Source organism: Pseudomonas sp. NY15354 (assembly GCF_048068075.1).
In the GTDB taxonomy this organism is placed as follows: domain Bacteria; phylum Pseudomonadota; class Gammaproteobacteria; order Pseudomonadales; family Pseudomonadaceae; genus Aquipseudomonas; species Aquipseudomonas guariconensis_C.
On sequence record NZ_JBLUPV010000002.1, the window covers coordinates 231,130 to 250,619 of the forward strand.

At 63.6% G+C, this 19,490-nt stretch carries 17 protein-coding genes; 2 read left to right on the forward strand and 15 right to left on the reverse strand.

The genetic code is table 11. From position 1 onward, the window contains the following. Positions 1–71 precede the first annotated feature (71 nt). The 9 genes from dtd to hutC form a co-directional block, all read right to left on the reverse strand. A complete protein-coding gene (gene dtd, locus ACNFCH_RS02960; protein ID WP_337156802.1) occupies positions 72–509 on the reverse strand; it encodes a D-aminoacyl-tRNA deacylase in 438 nt (145 codons plus the stop codon). After that, positions 506–1,477 (reverse strand): prolyl aminopeptidase, encoded by a 972-nt coding sequence (gene pip / locus ACNFCH_RS02965; protein ID WP_070571063.1) that lies wholly within the window; start codon positions 1,475–1,477, stop codon positions 506–508. Before pip ends, dtd begins: the two co-directional genes overlap by 4 nt. A gap of 213 nt (positions 1,478–1,690) precedes the next feature. Beyond that, on the reverse strand, positions 1,691–2,494 hold the full coding sequence (hutG, locus tag ACNFCH_RS02970) for an N-formylglutamate deformylase (RefSeq protein ID WP_337156803.1): 804 nt from the start codon (positions 2,492–2,494) through the stop codon (positions 1,691–1,693). A gap of 10 nt (positions 2,495–2,504) precedes the next feature. Next, the gene (gene hutI, locus ACNFCH_RS02975) at positions 2,505–3,710 is read right to left on the reverse strand and encodes an imidazolonepropionase (protein ID WP_337156804.1); all 1,206 of its coding nucleotides are present in this window, start codon (positions 3,708–3,710) and stop codon (positions 2,505–2,507) included. 15 nt (positions 3,711–3,725) lie between these two features. Beyond that, the gene (locus ACNFCH_RS02980; RefSeq protein WP_337156805.1) at positions 3,726–5,123 is read right to left on the reverse strand and encodes an amino acid permease; all 1,398 of its coding nucleotides are present in this window, start codon (positions 5,121–5,123) and stop codon (positions 3,726–3,728) included. 127 nt (positions 5,124–5,250) lie between these two features. Then, positions 5,251–6,783, reverse strand: coding sequence for a histidine ammonia-lyase (hutH, locus tag ACNFCH_RS02985; RefSeq protein ID WP_196162467.1), 1,533 nt, complete (start codon positions 6,781–6,783; stop codon positions 5,251–5,253). 87 nt (positions 6,784–6,870) lie between these two features. Then, the gene (gene hutU, locus ACNFCH_RS02990; protein ID WP_337156807.1) at positions 6,871–8,544 is read right to left on the reverse strand and encodes a urocanate hydratase; all 1,674 of its coding nucleotides are present in this window, start codon (positions 8,542–8,544) and stop codon (positions 6,871–6,873) included. A gap of 251 nt (positions 8,545–8,795) precedes the next feature. Continuing rightward, a complete protein-coding gene (locus tag ACNFCH_RS02995) occupies positions 8,796–9,368 on the reverse strand; it encodes a HutD family protein (protein WP_337156808.1) in 573 nt (190 codons plus the stop codon). After that, on the reverse strand, positions 9,365–10,075 hold the full coding sequence (gene hutC, locus ACNFCH_RS03000) for a histidine utilization repressor (RefSeq protein WP_170831704.1): 711 nt from the start codon (positions 10,073–10,075) through the stop codon (positions 9,365–9,367). The genes ACNFCH_RS02995 and hutC overlap by 4 nt, the downstream gene beginning before the upstream one ends. Before the next feature lie 145 nt (positions 10,076–10,220). Between hutC and ACNFCH_RS03005 the strand changes: the two genes are divergently transcribed. Beyond that, positions 10,221–11,585 carry a formimidoylglutamate deiminase gene (locus ACNFCH_RS03005; RefSeq protein WP_337156809.1) on the forward strand — a complete coding sequence of 455 codons (1,365 nt, stop codon included), beginning with the start codon at positions 10,221–10,223 and terminating at the stop codon, positions 11,583–11,585. A 427-nt stretch (positions 11,586–12,012) separates the two neighbouring features. Here the strand turns inward: ACNFCH_RS03005 and ACNFCH_RS03010 are convergent, their stop codons facing one another. From ACNFCH_RS03010 to ACNFCH_RS03030, 5 genes are all read right to left on the reverse strand, one after another. Then, on the reverse strand, positions 12,013–12,585 hold the full coding sequence (locus tag ACNFCH_RS03010; RefSeq protein ID WP_196162464.1) for a lipocalin family protein: 573 nt from the start codon (positions 12,583–12,585) through the stop codon (positions 12,013–12,015). After that, positions 12,582–12,836, reverse strand: coding sequence for an outer membrane protein assembly factor BamE domain-containing protein (gene bamE, locus ACNFCH_RS03015; RefSeq protein ID WP_043212571.1), 255 nt, complete (start codon positions 12,834–12,836; stop codon positions 12,582–12,584). The genes ACNFCH_RS03010 and bamE overlap by 4 nt, the downstream gene beginning before the upstream one ends. Positions 12,837–13,057: 221 nt before the next feature. After that, positions 13,058–13,654 carry a DUF924 family protein gene (locus tag ACNFCH_RS03020; protein WP_416742205.1) on the reverse strand — a complete coding sequence of 199 codons (597 nt, stop codon included), beginning with the start codon at positions 13,652–13,654 and terminating at the stop codon, positions 13,058–13,060. 3 nt (positions 13,655–13,657) lie between these two features. Next, complete coding sequence (locus ACNFCH_RS03025; protein WP_051099541.1) at positions 13,658–14,668, reverse strand: class 1 fructose-bisphosphatase; 1,011 nt, start codon at positions 14,666–14,668, stop codon at positions 13,658–13,660. A gap of 246 nt (positions 14,669–14,914) precedes the next feature. Then, positions 14,915–17,365, reverse strand: coding sequence for a glycogen/starch/alpha-glucan phosphorylase (locus ACNFCH_RS03030; RefSeq protein ID WP_416742206.1), 2,451 nt, complete (start codon positions 17,363–17,365; stop codon positions 14,915–14,917). A 179-nt stretch (positions 17,366–17,544) separates the two neighbouring features. Here ACNFCH_RS03030 and ACNFCH_RS03035 point away from each other — a divergent pair, with 179 nt between their 5' ends. Beyond that, positions 17,545–17,949 carry a YkgJ family cysteine cluster protein gene (locus tag ACNFCH_RS03035; RefSeq protein WP_337156811.1) on the forward strand — a complete coding sequence of 135 codons (405 nt, stop codon included), beginning with the start codon at positions 17,545–17,547 and terminating at the stop codon, positions 17,947–17,949. 15 nt (positions 17,950–17,964) lie between these two features. Here the strand turns inward: ACNFCH_RS03035 and ACNFCH_RS03040 are convergent, their stop codons facing one another. Next, positions 17,965–19,374, reverse strand: coding sequence for a PhoPQ-activated protein PqaA family protein (locus tag ACNFCH_RS03040; protein WP_416742207.1), 1,410 nt, complete (start codon positions 19,372–19,374; stop codon positions 17,965–17,967). Positions 19,375–19,490: the final 116 nt, after the last annotated feature.

Sequence of the window (19,490 nt, forward strand, 5' to 3'; positions counted from 1 at the left end):
CGCATCAGGCTGAAACAACTATTTATCGTCCAAACCCACTTGTTTTCCTTCAAACAAGGGGTTTTTTAACCTCATATTTGTAACATAAATGTTACGGGGCCATCATTGACCAGATGCACCTGCATGTCCGCCCCGAAACGGCCGCTGGCGACATCGCCATGGGCAGCGCGGGCCTGCTCAAGAAGATAGTCGAATATCTCGGCACCGAGTGCTGGCGGTGCGGCGGTGGAGAAGCTCGGACGCATGCCGTTGCGCGTGTCGGCGGCCAGCGTGAACTGGGACACCAGCAGCAGGCCGCCGCCGATGTCCTTGAGCGACAGGTTCATCTTGCCCTGGGGGTCGCTGAATACCCGGTAATTGAGCAATTTATGCAGGAGCTTGTCGGCATGTTCGCGGGTATCTCCCGGCTCGACGGCCACCAGCACCAGCAGGCCCCGGTCGATCGAGCCGACGATCTCGCCTTCTACCTCGACGCGCGCGCCACGCACGCGCTGCAACAGCCCTTTCATGCTTCTTCCAGGGGCAGGTCGAGCAGACGCCGGGCCATCTGGTCGGCGGCGCGCACCAGGGCATCGGTGATCCCCGGTTCGGAGGCGGCGTGGCCTGCGTCGCGGATCACCTTCAGTTCGCTGTTGGGCCAGGCCTGGTGCAGCGCCCAGGCGTTTTCCAGCGGGCAGATCACGTCGTAACGGCCATGCACGATCACCGCCGGGAGGTGGGCGATCTTCGGCAGGTCACGGATCAACTGGTCCGGCTCCAGGAACGCGTTATTCATGAAGTAGTGGCATTCGATGCGTGCGATGGACAGCGCGCGCTGCGGCTCGGAGAAGCGATCGACCACCAGGGGGTTGGGGCGCAGGGTCGCGGTGCGGCCTTCCCAGGTCGACCAGGCTTTGGCGGCGTGCATCTGGGCAATCTGGTCGTTGCCGGTCAGGCGCTTGTGGAAGGCCTTGACCAGGTCGCCCCGCTCTTCGGGCGGGATCGGCGCGATGTAGTCCTGCCAGTAATCGGGGAACAGGCGGCTGGCGCCTTCCTGGTAGAACCACTGGATCTCCTGCGGGCGGCACAGGAAGATGCCGCGCAGGATCAGACCATGGACACGCTCGGGGTGGGTCTGGGCGTAGGCCAGCGCCAGGGTGGAGCCCCAGGAGCCACCGAACAGCACCCACTTGTCGATGCCCAGGTGCTCACGGATGCGCTCCAGGTCCTCGACCAGATGCCAGGTGGTGTTGTTCTCCAGGCTCGCATGCGGGGTCGAACGGCCACAGCCGCGCTGGTCGAAGGTGATGATGCGGTACAGGGTGGGGTCGAAGTAGCAACGGCTCTGGGCATCGCAGCCCGCGCCCGGGCCACCGTGGATGAACACCACCGGCAGACCTTCTGGCGATCCGCTTTCGTCTACATACAGCACATGCGGTGCTTCCACGGCCAGATCGTGCCGGGCGTAGGGTTTGATCTGCGGGTACAGGGTCTGCATTGCGCACTCCGTGTGAGGATTTAATCTGCCGCCTGGCATCATAAACCTGAATTGCGCTTTGAGCATGTGTCGCGGTGAAACAGGTGGATGTCGATCAGGATACTGGGGCCGCTTTGCGGCCCTTTCGCGGCACAAGGCCGCTCCTACAAGAACCTCGCGATCCCCTGTAGGAGCGGCCTTGTGCCGCGAAAGGGCTGCAAGGCAGCCCAAGTATCAACGCCCGTAGCGTTCCTTGCCCCAAGCCAGGACAGTCTCGAGCAATTGCTTGAGCACCACCTGGGTGGGCTGCGCCAGGTCTTCGCGGTACTCGAACGGCTCGACCTCTTCCATGTAGGTGCTCTGCGCCAACTCCAGCTGCACCGCGTGGATGTGATTCGCCGGGTCGCCATAGTGACGGGTGATGTGCCCGCCCTTGAAACGTCCGTTGAGCACCGAGGTGTAGCCTTGGGCCTGGGCGCAGACACCTTTCAAGCGCTCGGCCAGGACCGGGTCGCAGCTGGCGCCATTGAAGGTGCCGAGGTTGAAGTCTGGCAGCTTGCCCTCGAACAGGTGCGGGATGACCGAGCGGATCGAGTGGGCGTCCCACAACAGGGCATAGCCGTGAATCTCACGCAGACGCGCGAGCTCATGACGAATCCTGTCGTGGTACGGCCGCCAGATCTGCTCCAGATAGCCCTTGCGCTCGTCGGCCGAGGGTTCTTGGCCTGCCTTGAACAACGGCTCGCCCTCGAACAGCGTCGCCGGGTACAGGCCAGTGGTGGCGCCGGCGTACAGCGGCTTGTCGTCATCCGGACGATTCAGGTCGATGACGAACCGCGAATACTGCGCCGCCACCACGCTGGCTCCCAGCTCCCGTGCGAAATCGTACAGGCGTGGGATGTGCCAGTCGGTGTCCGGCAGGCTGCGCGCCTGTTCGACCAGGCCATCACGCACGGCGTCGGTCAGGCCCAGGCCGGCATGGGGCATGCTGATCAACAGCGGCAGTTGGCCTTGGTGAAAACTCAATACCTTGTCCATGTGCCCTCGCTCAGTTGGATATCTCATGGCCCAGGCGCACCACGCGCTTGGGCAGGTCGCCGCCGAGCCAGTAGCTCAGATCCGCCGGACGCTCGATCTGCCAGGCAATGAAGTCCGCGACCTTGCCCACCTCCAGCGAACCGTGGCTCTCGCCCAGGCCCAGGGCCGTGGCCGCATGCACGGTCACGCCCGCCAGGGCTTCTTCAGGCGTCATGCGGAAGCACGTGCAGCCCATGTTCAGCATCAGGCGCAGCGACAGCCCTGGCGAGGTGCCTGGGTTGAGGTCGCTGGCCAGGGCGATCTTCACGCCATGACGACGCAGGGCATCCATCGGCGGCAACTGGGTTTCACGCAGGAAGTAGAACGCGCCCGGCAGCAGCACGGCGACGGTGCCGGCCTCGGCCATGGCGATGGCATCTTCCTCGGTCATGAACTCCAGGTGGTCGGCCGACAGCGCCTGGTAGCGCGCCGCCAGGCTCGAGCCGTGCAAGGACGACAACTGCTCGGCATGCAGCTTGACCGGCAGTCCCAGCTCGCGTGCCTTGATGAAGACCTTCTCGACCTGGGCCGGCGAGAATGCCAGGTGTTCGCAGAAGGCATCCACGGCGTCCACCAGGCCCTCCTCGGCCAAGGCCGGGAGCATGTCGTCACAGATGTGCGCGATGTAGTCATCCGCCCTGCCGGCGTATTCCGGCGGCAAGGCGTGGGCGGCAAGGCACGTACTGCGCACGGTCAGTGGCAGCTCCTCGCCCAGGCGCCGGGCGACCTTGAGCATCTTGCGCTCGTTGGCCAGGTCCAGGCCGTAGCCGGACTTGATCTCCAGGGTGGTCACGCCATCGCGCATCAACGCCTTGACCCGCTGGCGGGCACTGGCCAGCAGTTCGTCTTCGCTGGCCGCGCGGGTCGCCCGCACAGTGCTGGCGATACCGCCGCCGTTGGCGGCGATCTCGGCATAGCTGACGCCCTGCAGGCGCTGCTCGAACTCACCGCTACGATTGCCGCCGAACACCGCGTGGGTATGGCAGTCGATCAGGCCAGGGGTGACCCAGGCGCCGCCCAGGTCCACCGTGCGCTCGGCATTGACCGCGGGCATCTCGCCACGCGGGCCGATCCATTCGATCAACCCGGCGTTGGTGACGATCGCGGCGTCCTCGATGATCGAGTACAGGCCCTGGGCCATGGTCGCCACATGGCAGTGCTGCCAGAGGGTTCTCATAAGCGTTCTCCGTGACTAGCGGTGCAGCTCGGCCGGCTCGCGGACCGGTTGGCCCTGCCCTGTCCGCGGCTTGCACCACAGCAGGTAGGAGGCCACCAGGAACACCACCCAGATCACGCCGACGATCAACGCGGCCTGAGTGTCCGGGAAGTAGCCGAGCACACCAAAGATGAACAACATGAAGGCAATGGCCATTGCCGGCCCGTAAGGCCAGAACGGTACCGGGAATTTCAACGCGGCGATCTGCTCGCGGGTCATGCTGCGGCGCATGGCCACCTGGCTCATCAGGATCATCAGCCATACCCACACAGTGGCGAAGGTAGCGATCGAGGCGATCAGCAGGAACACGTTCTCGGGGATCACGTAGTTCAGCACCACACCGATCAGCAGTGCAGCGCCCATCACCAGCACGGTCATCCATGGCACGCCGTGCTTGGACAGCTTGCCGAAGCTGCGAGGCGCATGGCCTTGCTGGGCCAGGCCGTACATCATGCGGCCAGCACCGAAGATGTCGCTGTTGATGGCCGAGACAGCCGCCGAAATCACCACGATGTTCAGTACCGCAGCCGCCGAGCCAATGCCCAGGTTGCTGAAGATCTGCACGAACGGGCTGCCTTGGCTGCCGATCTGCGGCCACGGGTACAGGCTCATCAGGACGAACAGGGTCAGCACGTAGAACAGCAGGATACGCAGCGGCACCGCGTTGATCGCTTTGGGGATGACGCGTTGAGGGTCTTTCGCTTCACCGGCGGTGACGCCGATGATCTCGATACCGCCGAAGGCGAACATCACGACCGCGAAGCAGGCGATCAAGCCGCTGATGCCGTTGGGCATGAAGCCGCCATGGCTGAACAGATTGCTCACACCGACAGTGGCGCCCGGGGTGGCCTGGCCCATGCCGAAAATCATGATGCCGAAGCCTGCCAGGATCATCGCCACGATGGCGCCGACCTTGAGCAGCGACAGCCAGAACTCCATCTCACCGAAGACCTTGACGTTGCACAGGTTCAGGCCGCCGATGATGAAGACGATGCCCAGCACCCAGATCCACCGAGCCACTTCCGGGAACCAGAAGCCCATGTAGATCCCGAACGCGGTGACATCGGCGATGGCGACGATGACCATCTCGAAGGCGTAGGTCCAGCCGAGGATGAAGCCCGCCATGGGGCCGAGGTAGGCACTGGCATAGTGCCCGAAGGAGCCGGCCACCGGATTGTGCACGGCCATCTCGCCGAGGGCGCGCATGACCATGAAGACCGCCGCACCACCGATCAGGTAGGCCAGCAATACTGCCGGGCCGGCCATCTGGATGGCCGAGGCCGAGCCGTAGAACAGCCCGGTACCGATCGCGGAACCGAGCGCCATGAAACGAATGTGCCGGGCCGACAGCCCGCGCTTGAGACCTTCTTGCATTTCGTACCCTTATTATTGTTCTGGCCGTAACTGCTAAAGGGCCGCTTTGCCTCCCATCGCCGGCTTCGCCAGCGCCTTGTGGGAGCCGGAGAAGCCTGCGATGGGCCGCAAAGCGGCCCCAATGGTTTTACAGGCTCGGCAGTACGCCAGCTGGCAGCAGGCCGGTCAGGCAACCTTTGGCCAGCAGCTCGGCGGCCGCTTCGATATCGGGTGCGAAGAAGCGGTCACGGTCGTAGTGCGGGACTTCGCGGCGCAGGGCCTGACGGGCCTGCTCCAGTTTGGCGGAGGTCTTCAGGCCTTCGCGCAGGTCCAGGCCCTGGCAGGCGCCCAGCCACTCGATGGCGAGAACGCCACGGGTGTTTTCGGCCATTTCCCACAGGCGCTTGCCGGCGGCCGGTGCCATGGAAACGTGGTCTTCCTGGTTGGCGGAGGTCGGCAGGCTGTCGACGCTGTGCGGGTGCGACAAGGCCTTGTTCTCACTGGCCAGGGCGGCGGCAGTGACCTGAGCGATCATGAAGCCGGAGTTGACGCCGCCGTTTTCCACCAGGAATGGAGGCAGTTGGGACATGTGCTTGTCCATCATCAGCGAGATGCGGCGCTCGCTCAGCGAGCCGATCTCGGCGATGGCCAGGGCAATGTTGTCGGCAGCCATGGCCACAGGTTCGGCGTGGAAGTTACCGCCGGAGATGACGTCGCCTTGGGCGGCGAAGACCAGCGGGTTGTCCGACACAGCGTTGGACTCGATCGCCAGGACTTCAGCGGCTTGGCGCAGCTGGGTCAGGCAGGCGCCCATGACTTGCGGCTGGCAACGCAGGGAGTACGGATCCTGGACCTTGCCGCAGTTTTCGTGGGAGCGGGACACTTCGCTGGAATCGCCCAGCAAGTCACGGAAGCAGGCTGCGGTGTCGATCTGGCCGCGCTGGCCACGGACTTCGTGGATGCGTGCATCGAACGGCGAACGCGAGCCCAGGGCCGCTTCGACGGTCAGGCCGCCACAGGCGATGGCCGCGGCGTACAGGTCTTCGGCGTGGAACAGGCCGCGCAGGGCATAGGCGGTGGACGCCTGGGTGCCGTTGAGCAAGGCCAGGCCTTCTTTCGCAGCCAGGGTCAGCGGCTCCAGGCCGGCGACCGCCAGGGCCTCGGTGGCAGGCAGCCATTGGCCTTTGTAACGGGCCTTGCCTTCGCCCAGCAGTACCAGCGACATGTGCGCCAGCGGTGCCAGGTCGCCGGAGGCGCCGACCGAGCCCTTGAGCGGGATGTGTGGATAGACTTCGGCGTTGACCAGGGCGATCAGCGCGTTGATGACCTTGCGGCGGATGCCGGAGAAACCACGGCTGAGGCTGTTGATCTTCAGGACCATGATCAGACGCACCAGGTCGTCGTCCAGCGGCGCGCCGATGCCGGCGGCGTGGGACAGCACCAGGGAGCGCTGCAGGTTTTCCAGGTCATGGCTGGCGATACGGGTCGAAGCCAGCAGGCCGAAACCGGTGTTGATGCCGTAGGCGGTGCGGTCTTCGGCAATGATCTGCTCGACGCAGGCAACGCTGGCGTCGATGGCCTGGTCGGCGCTGGCATCCAGTTGCAGGCGCACGGGCGCTGCATGGATGGCACGTAGTTGGGCCAGGGTCAGGGTGCCGGGCTTGAGAGTCAGTTCGGTCACTTCGCTACTCCAATTCGCATGGGGCCCGCAGGCCCCTTCTTGTTGTTCAGTATCAACGTTGTTCGGCAATTACCAAAGGAACGTCGATCAGCCCGTGATCATCGGCAGGTCCAGGCCCTGCTCCTTGGCGCAGTCGATGGCGATCTGGTAGCCGGCATCGGCGTGACGCATGACGCCAGTCCCTGGGTCGTTGGTCAGCACGCGAGCGATACGCGCGGCTGCTTCGTCGGTACCGTCGCAGACGATGACCATGCCCGAGTGCTGGGAGAAGCCCATGCCCACGCCACCACCGTGGTGCAGCGAAACCCAGGTAGCACCGCCTGCGGTGTTGAGCAGTGCGTTGAGCAGCGGCCAGTCGGAGACAGCGTCGGAGCCGTCACGCATGGCTTCGGTTTCGCGGTTCGGGCTGGAGACCGAGCCGGAGTCCAGGTGGTCGCGACCGATGACGATCGGCGCCGACAGCTCGCCGCTGCGGACCATTTCGTTGAACGCCAGGCCCAGCTTGGCGCGCAGGCCCAGGCCAACCCAGCAGATACGTGCCGGCAGACCCTGGAAGCTGATGCGCTCGCGGGCCATGTCCAGCCAGCGGTGCAGGTGGGCGTCGTCCGGGATCAGTTCCTTGACCTTGGCGTCGGTCTTGTAGATGTCCTCGGCATCACCGGACAGCGCAGCCCAGCGGAACGGACCGACACCGCGGCAGAACAGCGGACGGATGTAGGCCGGTACGAAGCCTGGGAAGTCGAAGGCATTGGCCACGCCTTCTTCCTTGGCCATCTGGCGGATGTTGTTGCCATAGTCGAAGGTCGGCACGCCCATCTTCTGGAAGTCCAGCATGGCTTGTACGTGGACGGCCATGGACTGCTTGGCGGCCTTGACCACAGCGGCGGCGTCGGTCTGGGCGCGGTCGCGGTACTCTTCCCAGGTCCAGCCGGCTGGCAGGTAGCCGTTGAGCGGATCGTGGGCGCTGGTCTGGTCGGTGACCATGTCCGGGCGCACGCCACGCTTGACCAGCTCTGGCAGGATTTCAGCGGCGTTGCCGTGCAGGGCGATGGAGATGGCCTTGCCTTCGGCGGTGTACTTGGCGATGCGCGCCAGGGCGTCGTCCAGGTCCTTGGCCTGCTCGTCCACGTAGCGGGTCTGCAGACGGAAGTCGATGCGGCTCTGCTGGCATTCGATGTTCAGCGAGCAGGCGCCGGCCAGGGTCGCGGCCAGTGGCTGGGCGCCGCCCATGCCGCCCAGACCAGCGGTCAGGACCCACTTGCCGGTCAGGTTGCCGTTGTAGTGCTGGCGACCTGCCTCGACGAAGGTTTCGTAGGTGCCCTGGACGATGCCTTGGCTGCCGATGTAGATCCAGCTGCCAGCGGTCATCTGGCCGTACATGGCCAGGCCTTTGGCGTCCAGTTCGTTGAAGTGTTCCCAGTTGGCCCAGTGCGGCACCAGGTTGGAGTTGGCGATCAGTACGCGCGGGGCATTGGAATGGGTCTTGAAGACACCGACCGGCTTACCGGACTGGACCAGCAGGGTCTCGTCGTCTTCCAGGCGGGTCAGGGTCTCGACGATCTTGTCGTAGCACTCCCAGTTACGCGCGGCGCGACCGATGCCACCGTAGACCACCAGCTCCTTCGGGTTCTCGGCGACCTGAGGATCGAGGTTGTTCATCAGCATGCGCAGCGGCGCTTCGGTCAGCCAGCTCTTGGCGGTCAGCTTGTTGCCACGCGGGGCGCGGATTTCTACGTCACGGTATTTGTTGTTGTCAGTCACGGGAATGTCCTCTGCGGTCAGGTCGACGGCGGTGTGTCGATGTGAATATACAAACACATCTTTACTTGTATGTACAAGCACGGACAACCAAATATTTCATTCCGTTCCTCGGGAAGCCAGAAAGACAAAAGGGCCGCTGCGCGACCCGATCGCGGCACTAGGCCGCTTCTACAGGGATTTGCGATCAACCTGTAGGAGCGGCCTAGTGCCGCGATCGGGCTGCACAGCAGCCCCTTTTTCACGATGCCCGTTTAGCGCGGCATCAATTCGATCAGGCAGAACCGCCCTTGTACATCCAGCCCCAGCAACCCGTCGTTGCCTTCCAATTGCAGGCAGTCATACAAACCGAGCTGCTGCTTGGACTGTCCCGATACCGACACGTCCACATGCCCACTGGCAGCGAACAGCAATACTGTCGAGGCTGAGCTGAATATCTGGCTGGTGCCGTCGAACCACTGCAACCGCGCCCGGTAACGTTGCGGCGCGTAGATCAGGTTGAAGTCGCGGATCGCACCACCGAGCAGCTTGCAACTGACCTGGCTTTCGCCACTGAAGGCAAAGGCGTCGAATGGCAGCAACGGCCGGCTGGCCTGGCCATCGACCAGCAGGCGCATGCCATCGCCCTGCAGCACGCTGATGATCCGCTGGTAGCCGGCAAAGGTGGAGAACCCGCCGGACTCCTCGATGTCGGCGATCGACAAGCGCCAGCCGAAGCCATCCAGGCCTTCGCCTGCGTCGCGGGTGATCTCTTCGGTGAAACCGCCACCGTTCTTCCAAGGCATGCGCGGGTAGTCTTTGGCGCGCAGCAACTGCAATTGGGTCATTTACTGAATCGTCCTTCGAGGCGATGACGGGAACCGGGGTGGATCAGCCGCGCCGCGGTCACCGGCTGGCGACCGGACCAGGTGCGGCGGCGAATCAGCAAGCAAGGCTCGCCCTGCTCGATCTGTAGCAGGCGGCATTCCTCGGGCTCGGCGAGGATCGCCTCGACCACGTGCTCGCCCTCGGTCAGTGGCGCGACCTGCGAGAGGTAGGCATAGGGCGTCTGCTGGGTGAAGTCCTGCTTGAGGTAGTCCGGGGCGATCTGGGCGTTGACGTAGCGATCCTCGATCTGCACCGGCACGCCGTTCTCGTAATGCACGATCAGCGAATGGAACACCCGCTGGCCCTCACGCATATCCAGGGCCAAGGCGCGCTCGGAACCGGCGGTCTCTTCAGTGAGGCGGATCACCTGGCAGCTATGCTGGTGGCCACGGCCGGCGATTTCGTCGGCAATGTTGTTGACCTCGAACAGTGCCGAACGGCTCTTGGGCTCGGCGACGAACGTGCCCACGCCCTGCATGCGCACCAGCAGCCCTTCGGCGGTGAGCTCGCGCAGGGCGCGGTTGATGGTCATGCGGCTGAAGCCCAGCTCGCTGACCAGTTCGCTCTCGGACGGCACCCGGTGATGCGGCGGCCAGCTGCCGTTTTCGATCTGCTGGACGATCATCTGCTTGACCCGGGCGTAGAGCGGCGCCGGCCCTTCGCCCATCTGGGCAACCAGCGCGGAGACAGGAGGTGTCGGCACGGCGTTGAATCCTTGTGCAATTGATTGAGCGGTAGCTTGCCGCAGTTTACCCGGCAGGCAAACGCCTGTATATGTATATACAAGTTAAACAATAACAGGATTTCACCCGATGCCTGCCTTTTTCGCCGAACGCGCCCTGCTGCCCACTGGCTGGGCCAGCAATGTCCGCCTGGAAGTTGCCGAGGATGGCCGCCTGACCCATGTCGAGGCGGATGCCTCGGCAGAAGGCGCCGAACGCCTGGGCGGGCCGCTGCTGCCGGGCATGCCCAACCTGCACTCCCACGCCTTCCAACGCGCGATGGCGGGCTTGGCGGAAGTGGCCGGCAACCCCAACGACAGTTTCTGGACCTGGCGTGACCTGATGTATCGCCTGGTTGGTCGCATCACCCCCGAGCAAGTGCAGGTCATCGCCCGCCAGCTGTACATCGAAATGCTCAAGGCCGGCTACACCTCGGTGGCCGAGTTCCACTACGTTCATCACGACCACAACGGCCAGGCCTATGCCGACCCGGCCGAGCTGTCGCTGCGCATCAGCGCCGCCGCCGCCGACACCGGCATCGGCCTGACCCTGCTGCCTGTGCTCTACAGCCACGCGGGCTTCGGCGGCCAGGCACCGAGCGAGGGTCAGCGTCGCTTCATCAACTCCAGCGACCAGTATCTGCGCCTGCAGGAGCGCCTCGCACCGCACCTGGCGGCACAACCGGCCCAGCGCCTGGGCCTGTGTTTCCACTCCCTGCGCGCGGTCACCCCGGGGCAGATCGCCGAAGTGCTGGCCGCTGGCGATCAGGCGTGCCCGGTGCACATCCACATCGCCGAGCAGCAGAAGGAAGTCGACGACTGCCTGGCCTGGAGTGGTCGCCGCCCCCTGCAATGGCTCTATGAAAACGTCGACGTCGACGCACGTTGGTGCCTGGTCCATGCCACCCACGCCGAGGCCGACGAAGTCAGCGCCATGGCTCGCAGCCGCGCCGTGGCCGGCCTGTGCCTGACCACCGAGGCCAACTTGGGCGACGGTATCTTCCCGGCCGTGGACTTCATGGCCCAGGGCGGGCGCATGGGCATCGGCTCGGACAGCCATGTTTCGCTCAGCGTGGTGGAAGAGCTGCGCTGGCTGGAATATGGCCAGCGCCTGCGCGACCAGCGACGCAACCGGCTGTATCGCGGCGACCAGCCGATGGTCGGTCGCACCTTGTACGACGCGGCACTGGTCGGTGGCGCCCAGGCGATGGGCCAGGCGGTCGGCGAGCTGGCTGTCGGCAAGCGCGCCGATTGGCTGGTGCTGGATGGACAGGACCCTTACCTCGCCACGGCCAGCGGCGATGCCATCCTCAACCGCTGGCTGTTCGCCGGGGGCGATCGCCAGGTGCGCGATGTGATGGTCAATGGGCAGTGGGTGGTGCGCCAGGGGCGACATGAACAGGAAGCCGAGAGCGCCCAGGCGTTCGTCGAGGTACTGCGTCAGTTGCTCGACTAGCCGTATGGGGCTGCTGCGCAGCCCTTTCACAACGCAAGGCCGCTCCTCAGAGACAGCACAGCCCTTGGGCTTGGCGCCATAGATGTGGAAGCAACTGCCTTGTCTCGATCTGCAGGCTTACGCTGGCAGCTTGTAGGAGCAGGTTTACCCGCGAACACGGGCCAAGCCCGTGCCATCCACCGCGTTGCCTGCTTCGCGGGTAAACCCGCTCCCACAGGGATTGCGCAAGCCTTGAGAGTAGTGCAATTCCGGTGGAAGCCGACGAAGCCTGGGCTGGTATTTGCACGGCTGAAAAGTGTCAAGGAATACCAACCGAAGACGATTCGAGCTTGTCCGGCACCATAGAATCTCCCACAAGGTTCGCCGCAAGCGTTCAAAGACAATCCATGTGTCGCGAAAGAGGCGCTAAGCGCCCCAATCTCTATGATCAGTGCGAAGCGACAATCTGCTTGTCCGATGCACGCCAGATCAGGCGGGTAGTGTCATAGCCTTGCTGGCGCGCCTTGGCCAGCAGGCTCTCGCGCTCCACCGCCGGCAGGGTCTGCGTCCGCGAAAGCAGCCACAGGTATTTGCGGTCCGGGCTGCCGACGATCGCCGTGCGGTAGCGCTCATCCACATACAGCACCCAGTACTCGCCCTTGGCCACGCCCGGCACCAGGTTCGTGAACCAGTTGTTGAATTCCACCCACAGCCGGTCGTTGTGCCCCGGCTCTTGCGGCCAGGCAGAACCTTCGGCGCGCAGCCACTCGCCATCGAACATCCGGCAGCGGTTGAGTACACCCATCGTGCCATCGGGCCGCAGGTTGTAGTGCGCCTCGGACTGGGCGCAGTCACGCTGGAATGTCATCGGCAAGCGTGCCAACTCGTACCATTTGCCTTCATAGCGCTTGAGGTCGAGGTTACCGGCAGTCTTGGGCACCAGCGGGTCGGTCGCGGAGGTGGCGCAGCCGCCCAGAACGATCGCCGCGCAGAGCGCCAGCAGCAAGTGCAAACGCTTCATTTGAGACCCTGCCCGGAATAGATAAGGACTTTGTCGGCCGCGTACTGCACGCTGATGAAGCTCTTTTCATCCCCCCAGGTGCAGCTGCTCATGCCCAGCGCCCCCGAACACTCGGCCGGCGTGCCGAGCAGTTGCTCCACCTCAGCCTTGCTCATGCCCGTCTTGAGCTTGGAATAGTTTTCCTGGTTGATCTTGCTGCAAGCGGTCAGGACGACGCACAAGGACAACAGGGCGAGGGAACGCAACGACATGAAGGGACACTCCTGGAGATGAAGGCACAGGCATGGTGGCCTGCAGACAGCTTAGAAGACAAAAAGCCGCCTCGGTTCCCTGCTCCCCTGGTTTTCACCCTACGCCATTGGTCGGCTGGTGCGCAGCGTGCGACGCTGATCACAGCCCGGAAACGATTGCGGGGCAGTTCACCCCCACGTCAGGCGTGGGAGCGATACTGCCCCGCGATCGATTCAAACGCTCAGAAGCGCGAGCCCGACTCCAGCAGAAAGTCCATTTCTTCGCTGGTGCTCGGCCGTCCCAGCACCAGATTGCGGTGCGGGAAGCGACCGAAGCGGGCGATTACCCGCTGGTGCTGCTCGGCGTAGTCGAGGAAACCCTCGAACAACCGGGCATTGGCCTCGGGCTGCTCGTCGAGCAGCATCTGGTAGCGCTCGACACACAGGTTTTGCCAGTCCAGCACCTCGGCGTGCTCCAGCACCAGCAGCACGAACACGCGTTGGATCGGCAGCAGCTGGTAGTCCCAGCCCTTCTGCAGGCCCTGCATGGCGACCACCTGGGCACGACGGTCGCCATCGAAGGCGCGCGGCGTGTCACGGTGGATCATGCGCGGCAACTGATCGAGCAGCAGGAGCAGCCCCAACCAGCCCTGGGGGCTCTGCTGCCACTCGTCCAGACCACCGGCCAGGGCATGCTCGACCAGTTCGCCGAAGTACTCACGGGCTTCGTCGTCATGGTGCTTGCCGAACCACAGCGAGCTCTTCTCGTCAGCCACGGCCTGGGGGCTGCTGCCCCATCCGAACCACCATTCCAGTAACGGCTGCCAAGGTGCGAGCATGACTTACTCCTTGTGGTAGGCGGTGACGCGCTCGACCTCTTCCTTCGAGCCAAGAATCACCGACACGCGCTGGTGCAGGCTCTCTGGCTGGATGTCGAGGATACGATCGTAACCGTTGGTGGACGCGCCGCCAGCCTGCTCGATGATGAACGACATCGGGTTGGCTTCGTACATCAGGCGCAGCTTGCCCGGCTTGCTCGGCTCGCGGGCATCACGGGGGTACATGAACAGGCCGCCACGGGTCAGGATGCGGTGCACGTCGGCCACCATCGAGGCGATCCAGCGCATGTTGTAGTTCTTCTTCAGCGGACCGGTCTCACCAGCCAGCAGCTCGCCCACGTAGCGCTGAACCGGGGCTTCCCAGTGACGCTGGTTGGACATGTTGATGGCGAACTCGGCGGTGCTCTCCGGTACGCGGATGTTCTCGTGGGTCAGGACGAAGCTGCCCAGTTCACGATCCAGGGTGAAGCCCTTGACGCCATTGCCCAGGGTCAGGATCAGCATGGTCTGCGGGCCGTAGATGGCGTAACCGGCGGCGACCTGCTGGGTGCCTGGCTGCAGGAAGGCTTTTTCGTTGAGGGTTTCGTTCTGGCTCAGGTATTCGTTAGGGCAACGCAGTACCGAGAAGATGGTGCCGACCGAAACGTTGACGTCGATGTTCGACGAACCATCGAGCGGGTCGAAGACCAGCAGGTAGGCGCCCTTGGGGTATTTGCCCGGGATCTGGTAGGCGTTGTCCATTTCTTCGGAAGCCATGCCGGCCAGGTGGCCACCCCATTCGTTGGCTTCGAGCAGGATGTCGTTGGAGATGACGTCCAGCTTCTTCTGCACTTCGCCCTGCACGTTTTCGGTGCCCATGCTGCCCAGGACACCGCCCAGGGCGCCCTTGGAAACGTGGTGGCTGATTTCCTTGCACGCACGCGCCACCACTTCGATCAGGAAGCGCAGATCGGCAGGGGTATTGTTGCTGCGGGTCTGCTCAATCAGATAGCGACTCAGGGTAACGCGGGACATGTATGGCTCCGAAATGGAAAGGGGGAGAAAAACCCCCGCAGTTTACAGGGAGAGTAACGGGCTAGCGAGTGATGAGACTCGCCACGGCTCTCAGACGGCACAATAGGTGGGTAGTTCAGCCCTCGCCAGGCCGATGGTCGGCGTCAGGGGCCTTTTCGCAAGCAAACCCACTCCCCCAAGGGGCCGCATAGCCGTCCAAGCCTGCGCGAACCTGTGGGAATGGGTTCACCCGCGAATGACGTCACCTCAGTCCAACGCCTTCCAGATCTCGCTGGCATATTCGCGAATGGTCCGGTCCGAAGAGAACCAGCCCATGCGCGCGGTGTTGAGCACCGCCATGCGCCACCAGTCCTGCGGCGCATGCCACAGCGCCTCGACCCGGCGCTGGGCGTCCCAGTACGCATCGAAATCCGCGCACACCAGGAAACGGTCATAGGCCACCAGCGAGTCCACGAGCCCGGTGTAGCGCGCCGGATCATCCGGCGAGAACACCCCGCTGCGGATCGCCTGCAGCACATCGGCCAGTCGGCTGGATGCAGCGACCGCCGCGCCGGCGCCGAAATCACCCGAACGCCGCCGCTCCTCCACCTGCTGGGCGGTCAGGCCGAAGATGAACATGTTCTCGCCACCCACCTGCTCGCACATTTCCACATTGGCGCCGTCGAGGGTACCGATGGTCAGCGCGCCGTTGAGGGCGAACTTCATGTTGCTGGTACCGGAGGCTTCATAGCCGGCCGTGGAAATCTGCTCGGAAAGATCGGCCGCCGGAATGATGCTCTCGGCCAGGCTCACGTTGTAGTTGGGCAGGAACACCACCTTGAGCAGGCCGCGCACGGTCGGGTCGTTGTTGACCACCCGGGCGATGTCGTTGGCCAGCTTGATGATCAGCTTGGCCTGGTGATAGCTGGCCGCGGCCTTGCCCGCGAAGATCTTCACCCGCGGCACCCAGTCGGTGCCTGGCTCGGCACGCATGGCCTGGTACAGGGCCACGGTGTGCAGCAGGTTCAGCAACTGGCGCTTGTACTCATGGATGCGCTTGACCTGCACGTCGAACAGCGCCTGCGGATCGACCGTGACCCCGACCCGGTCCTGGATGATGCTGGCCAGCGCCCGCTTGCTGTGCAGGCGCTGGGCGGCGAACTGCTTGCGGAACGTCGCCTTCTCGGCAAACGGCACCAACGCCTTGAGCCTGCCTTCCGGGTCGTCCAGTACCTCTGAGCCCAAGGCTTCGACCAGCATTGCGGTGAGCTGCGGGTTGGCCTGGTACAGCCAGCGGCGGAAGGTGATGCCATTGGTCTTGTTGTTGATCCGCTGCGGATACAGCTTATGCAGCTCGGCGAACACCGTGCTGCGCATCAGCCGGCTGTGCAGGGCCGATACGCCGTTGACGCTGTGCGAACCGAGGAAGGCCAAGTTGCCCATGCGGACCCGACGGCCATTATCCTCCTCGATCAGCGACACCGCCCGCAGCACGTCGAAATCATGCAGGCCTTTGGCCCGCAAGGCATCGATGTGGTAGGCATTGATCAGGTAGATGATCTGCATGTGCCGCGGCAGCATGCGTTCCATCAGCGCCACCGGCCAGGTTTCCAGGGCCTCGGGCAACAGTGTGTGGTTGGTGTAGGCCAGGGTGTTGACGGTCAGCTCCCAGGCGGTATCCCAGGGGATCTCGTGCTGGTCCACCAGCAGGCGCATCAGCTCTGCCACGGCAATCGACGGATGGGTGTCGTTGAGCTGGATAGCCGCCGCGTCCGGCAGGTTGAGCAGGTTGTCGTGCATGTTCAGGTGGCGGCGCAGCAGGTCCTGCAGCGAGGCCGACACGAAGAAATACTCCTGGCGCAAGCGCAGTTCCTGGCCCGCCTCGGTGCTGTCGGCCGGGTATAGCACCCGCGAGATACTCTCGGCCCGCGCCACTTCGGCCACCGCGCCCAAATGGTCACCGGCATTGAAGCGCTCCAGGTGCAGCTCTTCCAGCGCCCGGGCACGCCACAGCCGCAGCGTATTGACACTGGCCCCGCGCCAGCCGACCACCGGCGTGTCGTAGGCCACCGCCCGGACCGTCTCGCCTGGCCACCAGACTTGGCGCGGTTGGCCATGGGTGTCCTGCACCGTCTCGACACTGCCGCCGAAACTGATCGGGTAGATCACCTCGGCCCGCTCGAACTCCCAGGGGTTGCCGAAGTCCAGCCAGTTTTCAGTCTGCTCCTGTTGCCAGCCATCGACCATGGCCTGGCGGAACAGGCCGTGTTCATAGCGGATGCCGTAGCCATGGGCGGCAATGCCCAGGGTCGACATGCTCTCCATGAAGCAGGCGGCCAGCCGCCCCAGGCCTCCATTGCCCAGTGCGGCATCCGGTTCGAGCAGGCGGATGCGCTCAAGGTCCACGTCCAAACCCTCGAGCGCCTCACGGGCGATGTCCAGCAGCCCGAGATTGCTCAGGCTGTCATAGAGCAGGCGGCCGATGAGAAATTCCAGCGAGAGGTAATAGACCCGTTTCTGGCTGCGTCGATACGCCTGGCGTGTGTGATCCATCCAGTGATCGACCATGTGATCGCGGGCAGCCAGGGCAATGGCTTCGAACCAATCATGATCGAAGGCATGCTCCGGGTCCTTGCCGACAGCGTAAGTCAGCTTGGCCAGTACAGCGGCGCGAAACTCAGCCACCTCTGCATCACGCGCTTTGGGTTCCTGGGACATGCGGCATCCTCGGGCAAGTTGACGAAAGCACAGGTTGTTCAGCCTAGACGCTTCGACACAGAGCGTCAGCGAGGGTTCGCGGATTTCATGCCCGCTCGGCGATTCCGGCAAAAGGTTGTTCACAAATTGAACAACTCCGGTATTATCGCGCGCCCCAAACCGTGATACGCCCCATAACGATGAAACCGACCCTGATCGCCGCCGCCGAAGTCGACCGCCTGGAAACCTGGCAACGCTATGCCAGCCACATGTGCGGGGGCTGTCACTCGACCTGCTGCACCTTGCCGGTGGAGGTCAAGATCAAGGACCTGATCCGCATCGGCGTGGTGGACGAGTTCGAAAAGGACGAACCCCCGAAGAACATCGCCAAGCGCCTGCAAAAGGACGGCATCATCGAACGCTTCAACCAGAAGTCGGGGATCTTCACCCTGACCCGGATGAGCAATGATGACTGCCTGTACCTGGATCGCAAGAGCCGGCTGTGCACCATCTACGACAAGCGCCCGGACACCTGCCGTAACCACCCGAAGATCGGGCCACGCCCGGGGTATTGCGCCTACAAGCCAAAGGCTGCAGTTCGCTGATACGAACGCAGCGGCTTAGCTTGGGAAGCTCTTGCATGCACCGCCCTGATCCTTGGGCGGGCCTGCGGGAAAGGTTTCCGGCATGACGCTGACAGGGCTGGTTGCCGTGAACCCATCGGCAAACACAGCCTCAATGAACCGTGCTTGCCAACCTGTCTGCGGCGGCGTCCAGTCGAGTGAGAACGCCTGGCTGGCGGGCAAGGTTTGCGGTTGGTAGCGAATACCACAGGCGTAACGGAAATCGCGGTCATCCTGGTTAGCCGCCGTCCATAGCTTCACAGCGACGGGCATTTCCGATAAGCGTACCTCCACACACCCCCGCTGACCCGCCGAGGAGATCTTCACGGTCGGCAGTACCTGGTCGCTTTGTACACGCGCTAGCAACGGAACCAAGGTACTGACCACATGGGCGCGCACGCCTCCATGGTTCGAGTTTGGCAGAACCCGGACACTCGCCTGCCCAGGCATACGCTGCAGAGAGTCCGTCACTGGGTCCGGGGCGAAGAAGTCATCTCCGCTCGCCGATATTAGGTACTTGGGTATCGCCAGGCGCTGCCCAGGCTCATCCAGGTACTGCATCGGGTCCATCATCGCCATCAGCCTGTCGAATCCAGCGCTGCCCAGTTGCTGCAACACCCCGGCCTCCTGGTACGGCACAAGTGCCAATGGCCAGCTACCCCCATAGCGTTTGCGCAGGCCGACAAGCATTTCAGAGGTGTCGGCGACATCGATCACCGCCGGCACGATGGCGATGATGCGATCATCGGCCATCGCCGTGAGCCACGCACTCCATCCTCGCTTCGACGCACCGGAAATGACGAATCGCTCGATCCCCATCTCCTGCTGGACCACATCCATCGCCCGACTGGCCACAGCCGCCATGGGCACATGCAACGGCAATTGCGGGGCGGCCTCTTCACCCTTGAGCCAGGTCGCCCAGGTGTGGGCAACGGCATAGTCCTCTCTCAAGGGCTTCTCGACATCGCTGAAGGTGATTTCCTGGTTGGGCGCGTCGCTGATCATGGCAACCACAGTGCGCGTCTGTAGGGCAATATCGCGCAGCGCTTCTGGAGAATAATCCGGCGATTGGGGTTCTCCGTACCGCACGCCGTTGTTCACGACCAACAAGGCATTGTTCGGCAAGGCGCCATCCGGAATGTACAACTCCAAGTCGTGCTCCCATTGCCGTGGCGCCACGACAGGTGCGGGCGCCCAGTCCTGGGAGGTCATTCGATATCGCTGGAACACATAGCCCGGCTTGGACTCACGTACCTGTAGGGTGTAGTCCAAAGGTTGCTGTCGCACATTCTGTAGATGACAGCCAACGACCTCCTGTGGACGCACCGATGCGCAGTCCTGCGAGACATTGGTATCGGTGCAAGCCACCAAGCTCGGTGCGACCAACAACGCTAAGCGAAACTTCATGCCTACAGCTCCTTTGGGATCATGCTCCAAACCTAGAAGCCACCGCCCAAGGCCACAAGGCGTGCGGGCTGCAGAACGGAAATACCTACGTTAAATTCCGTCCTCCCCTACACCCC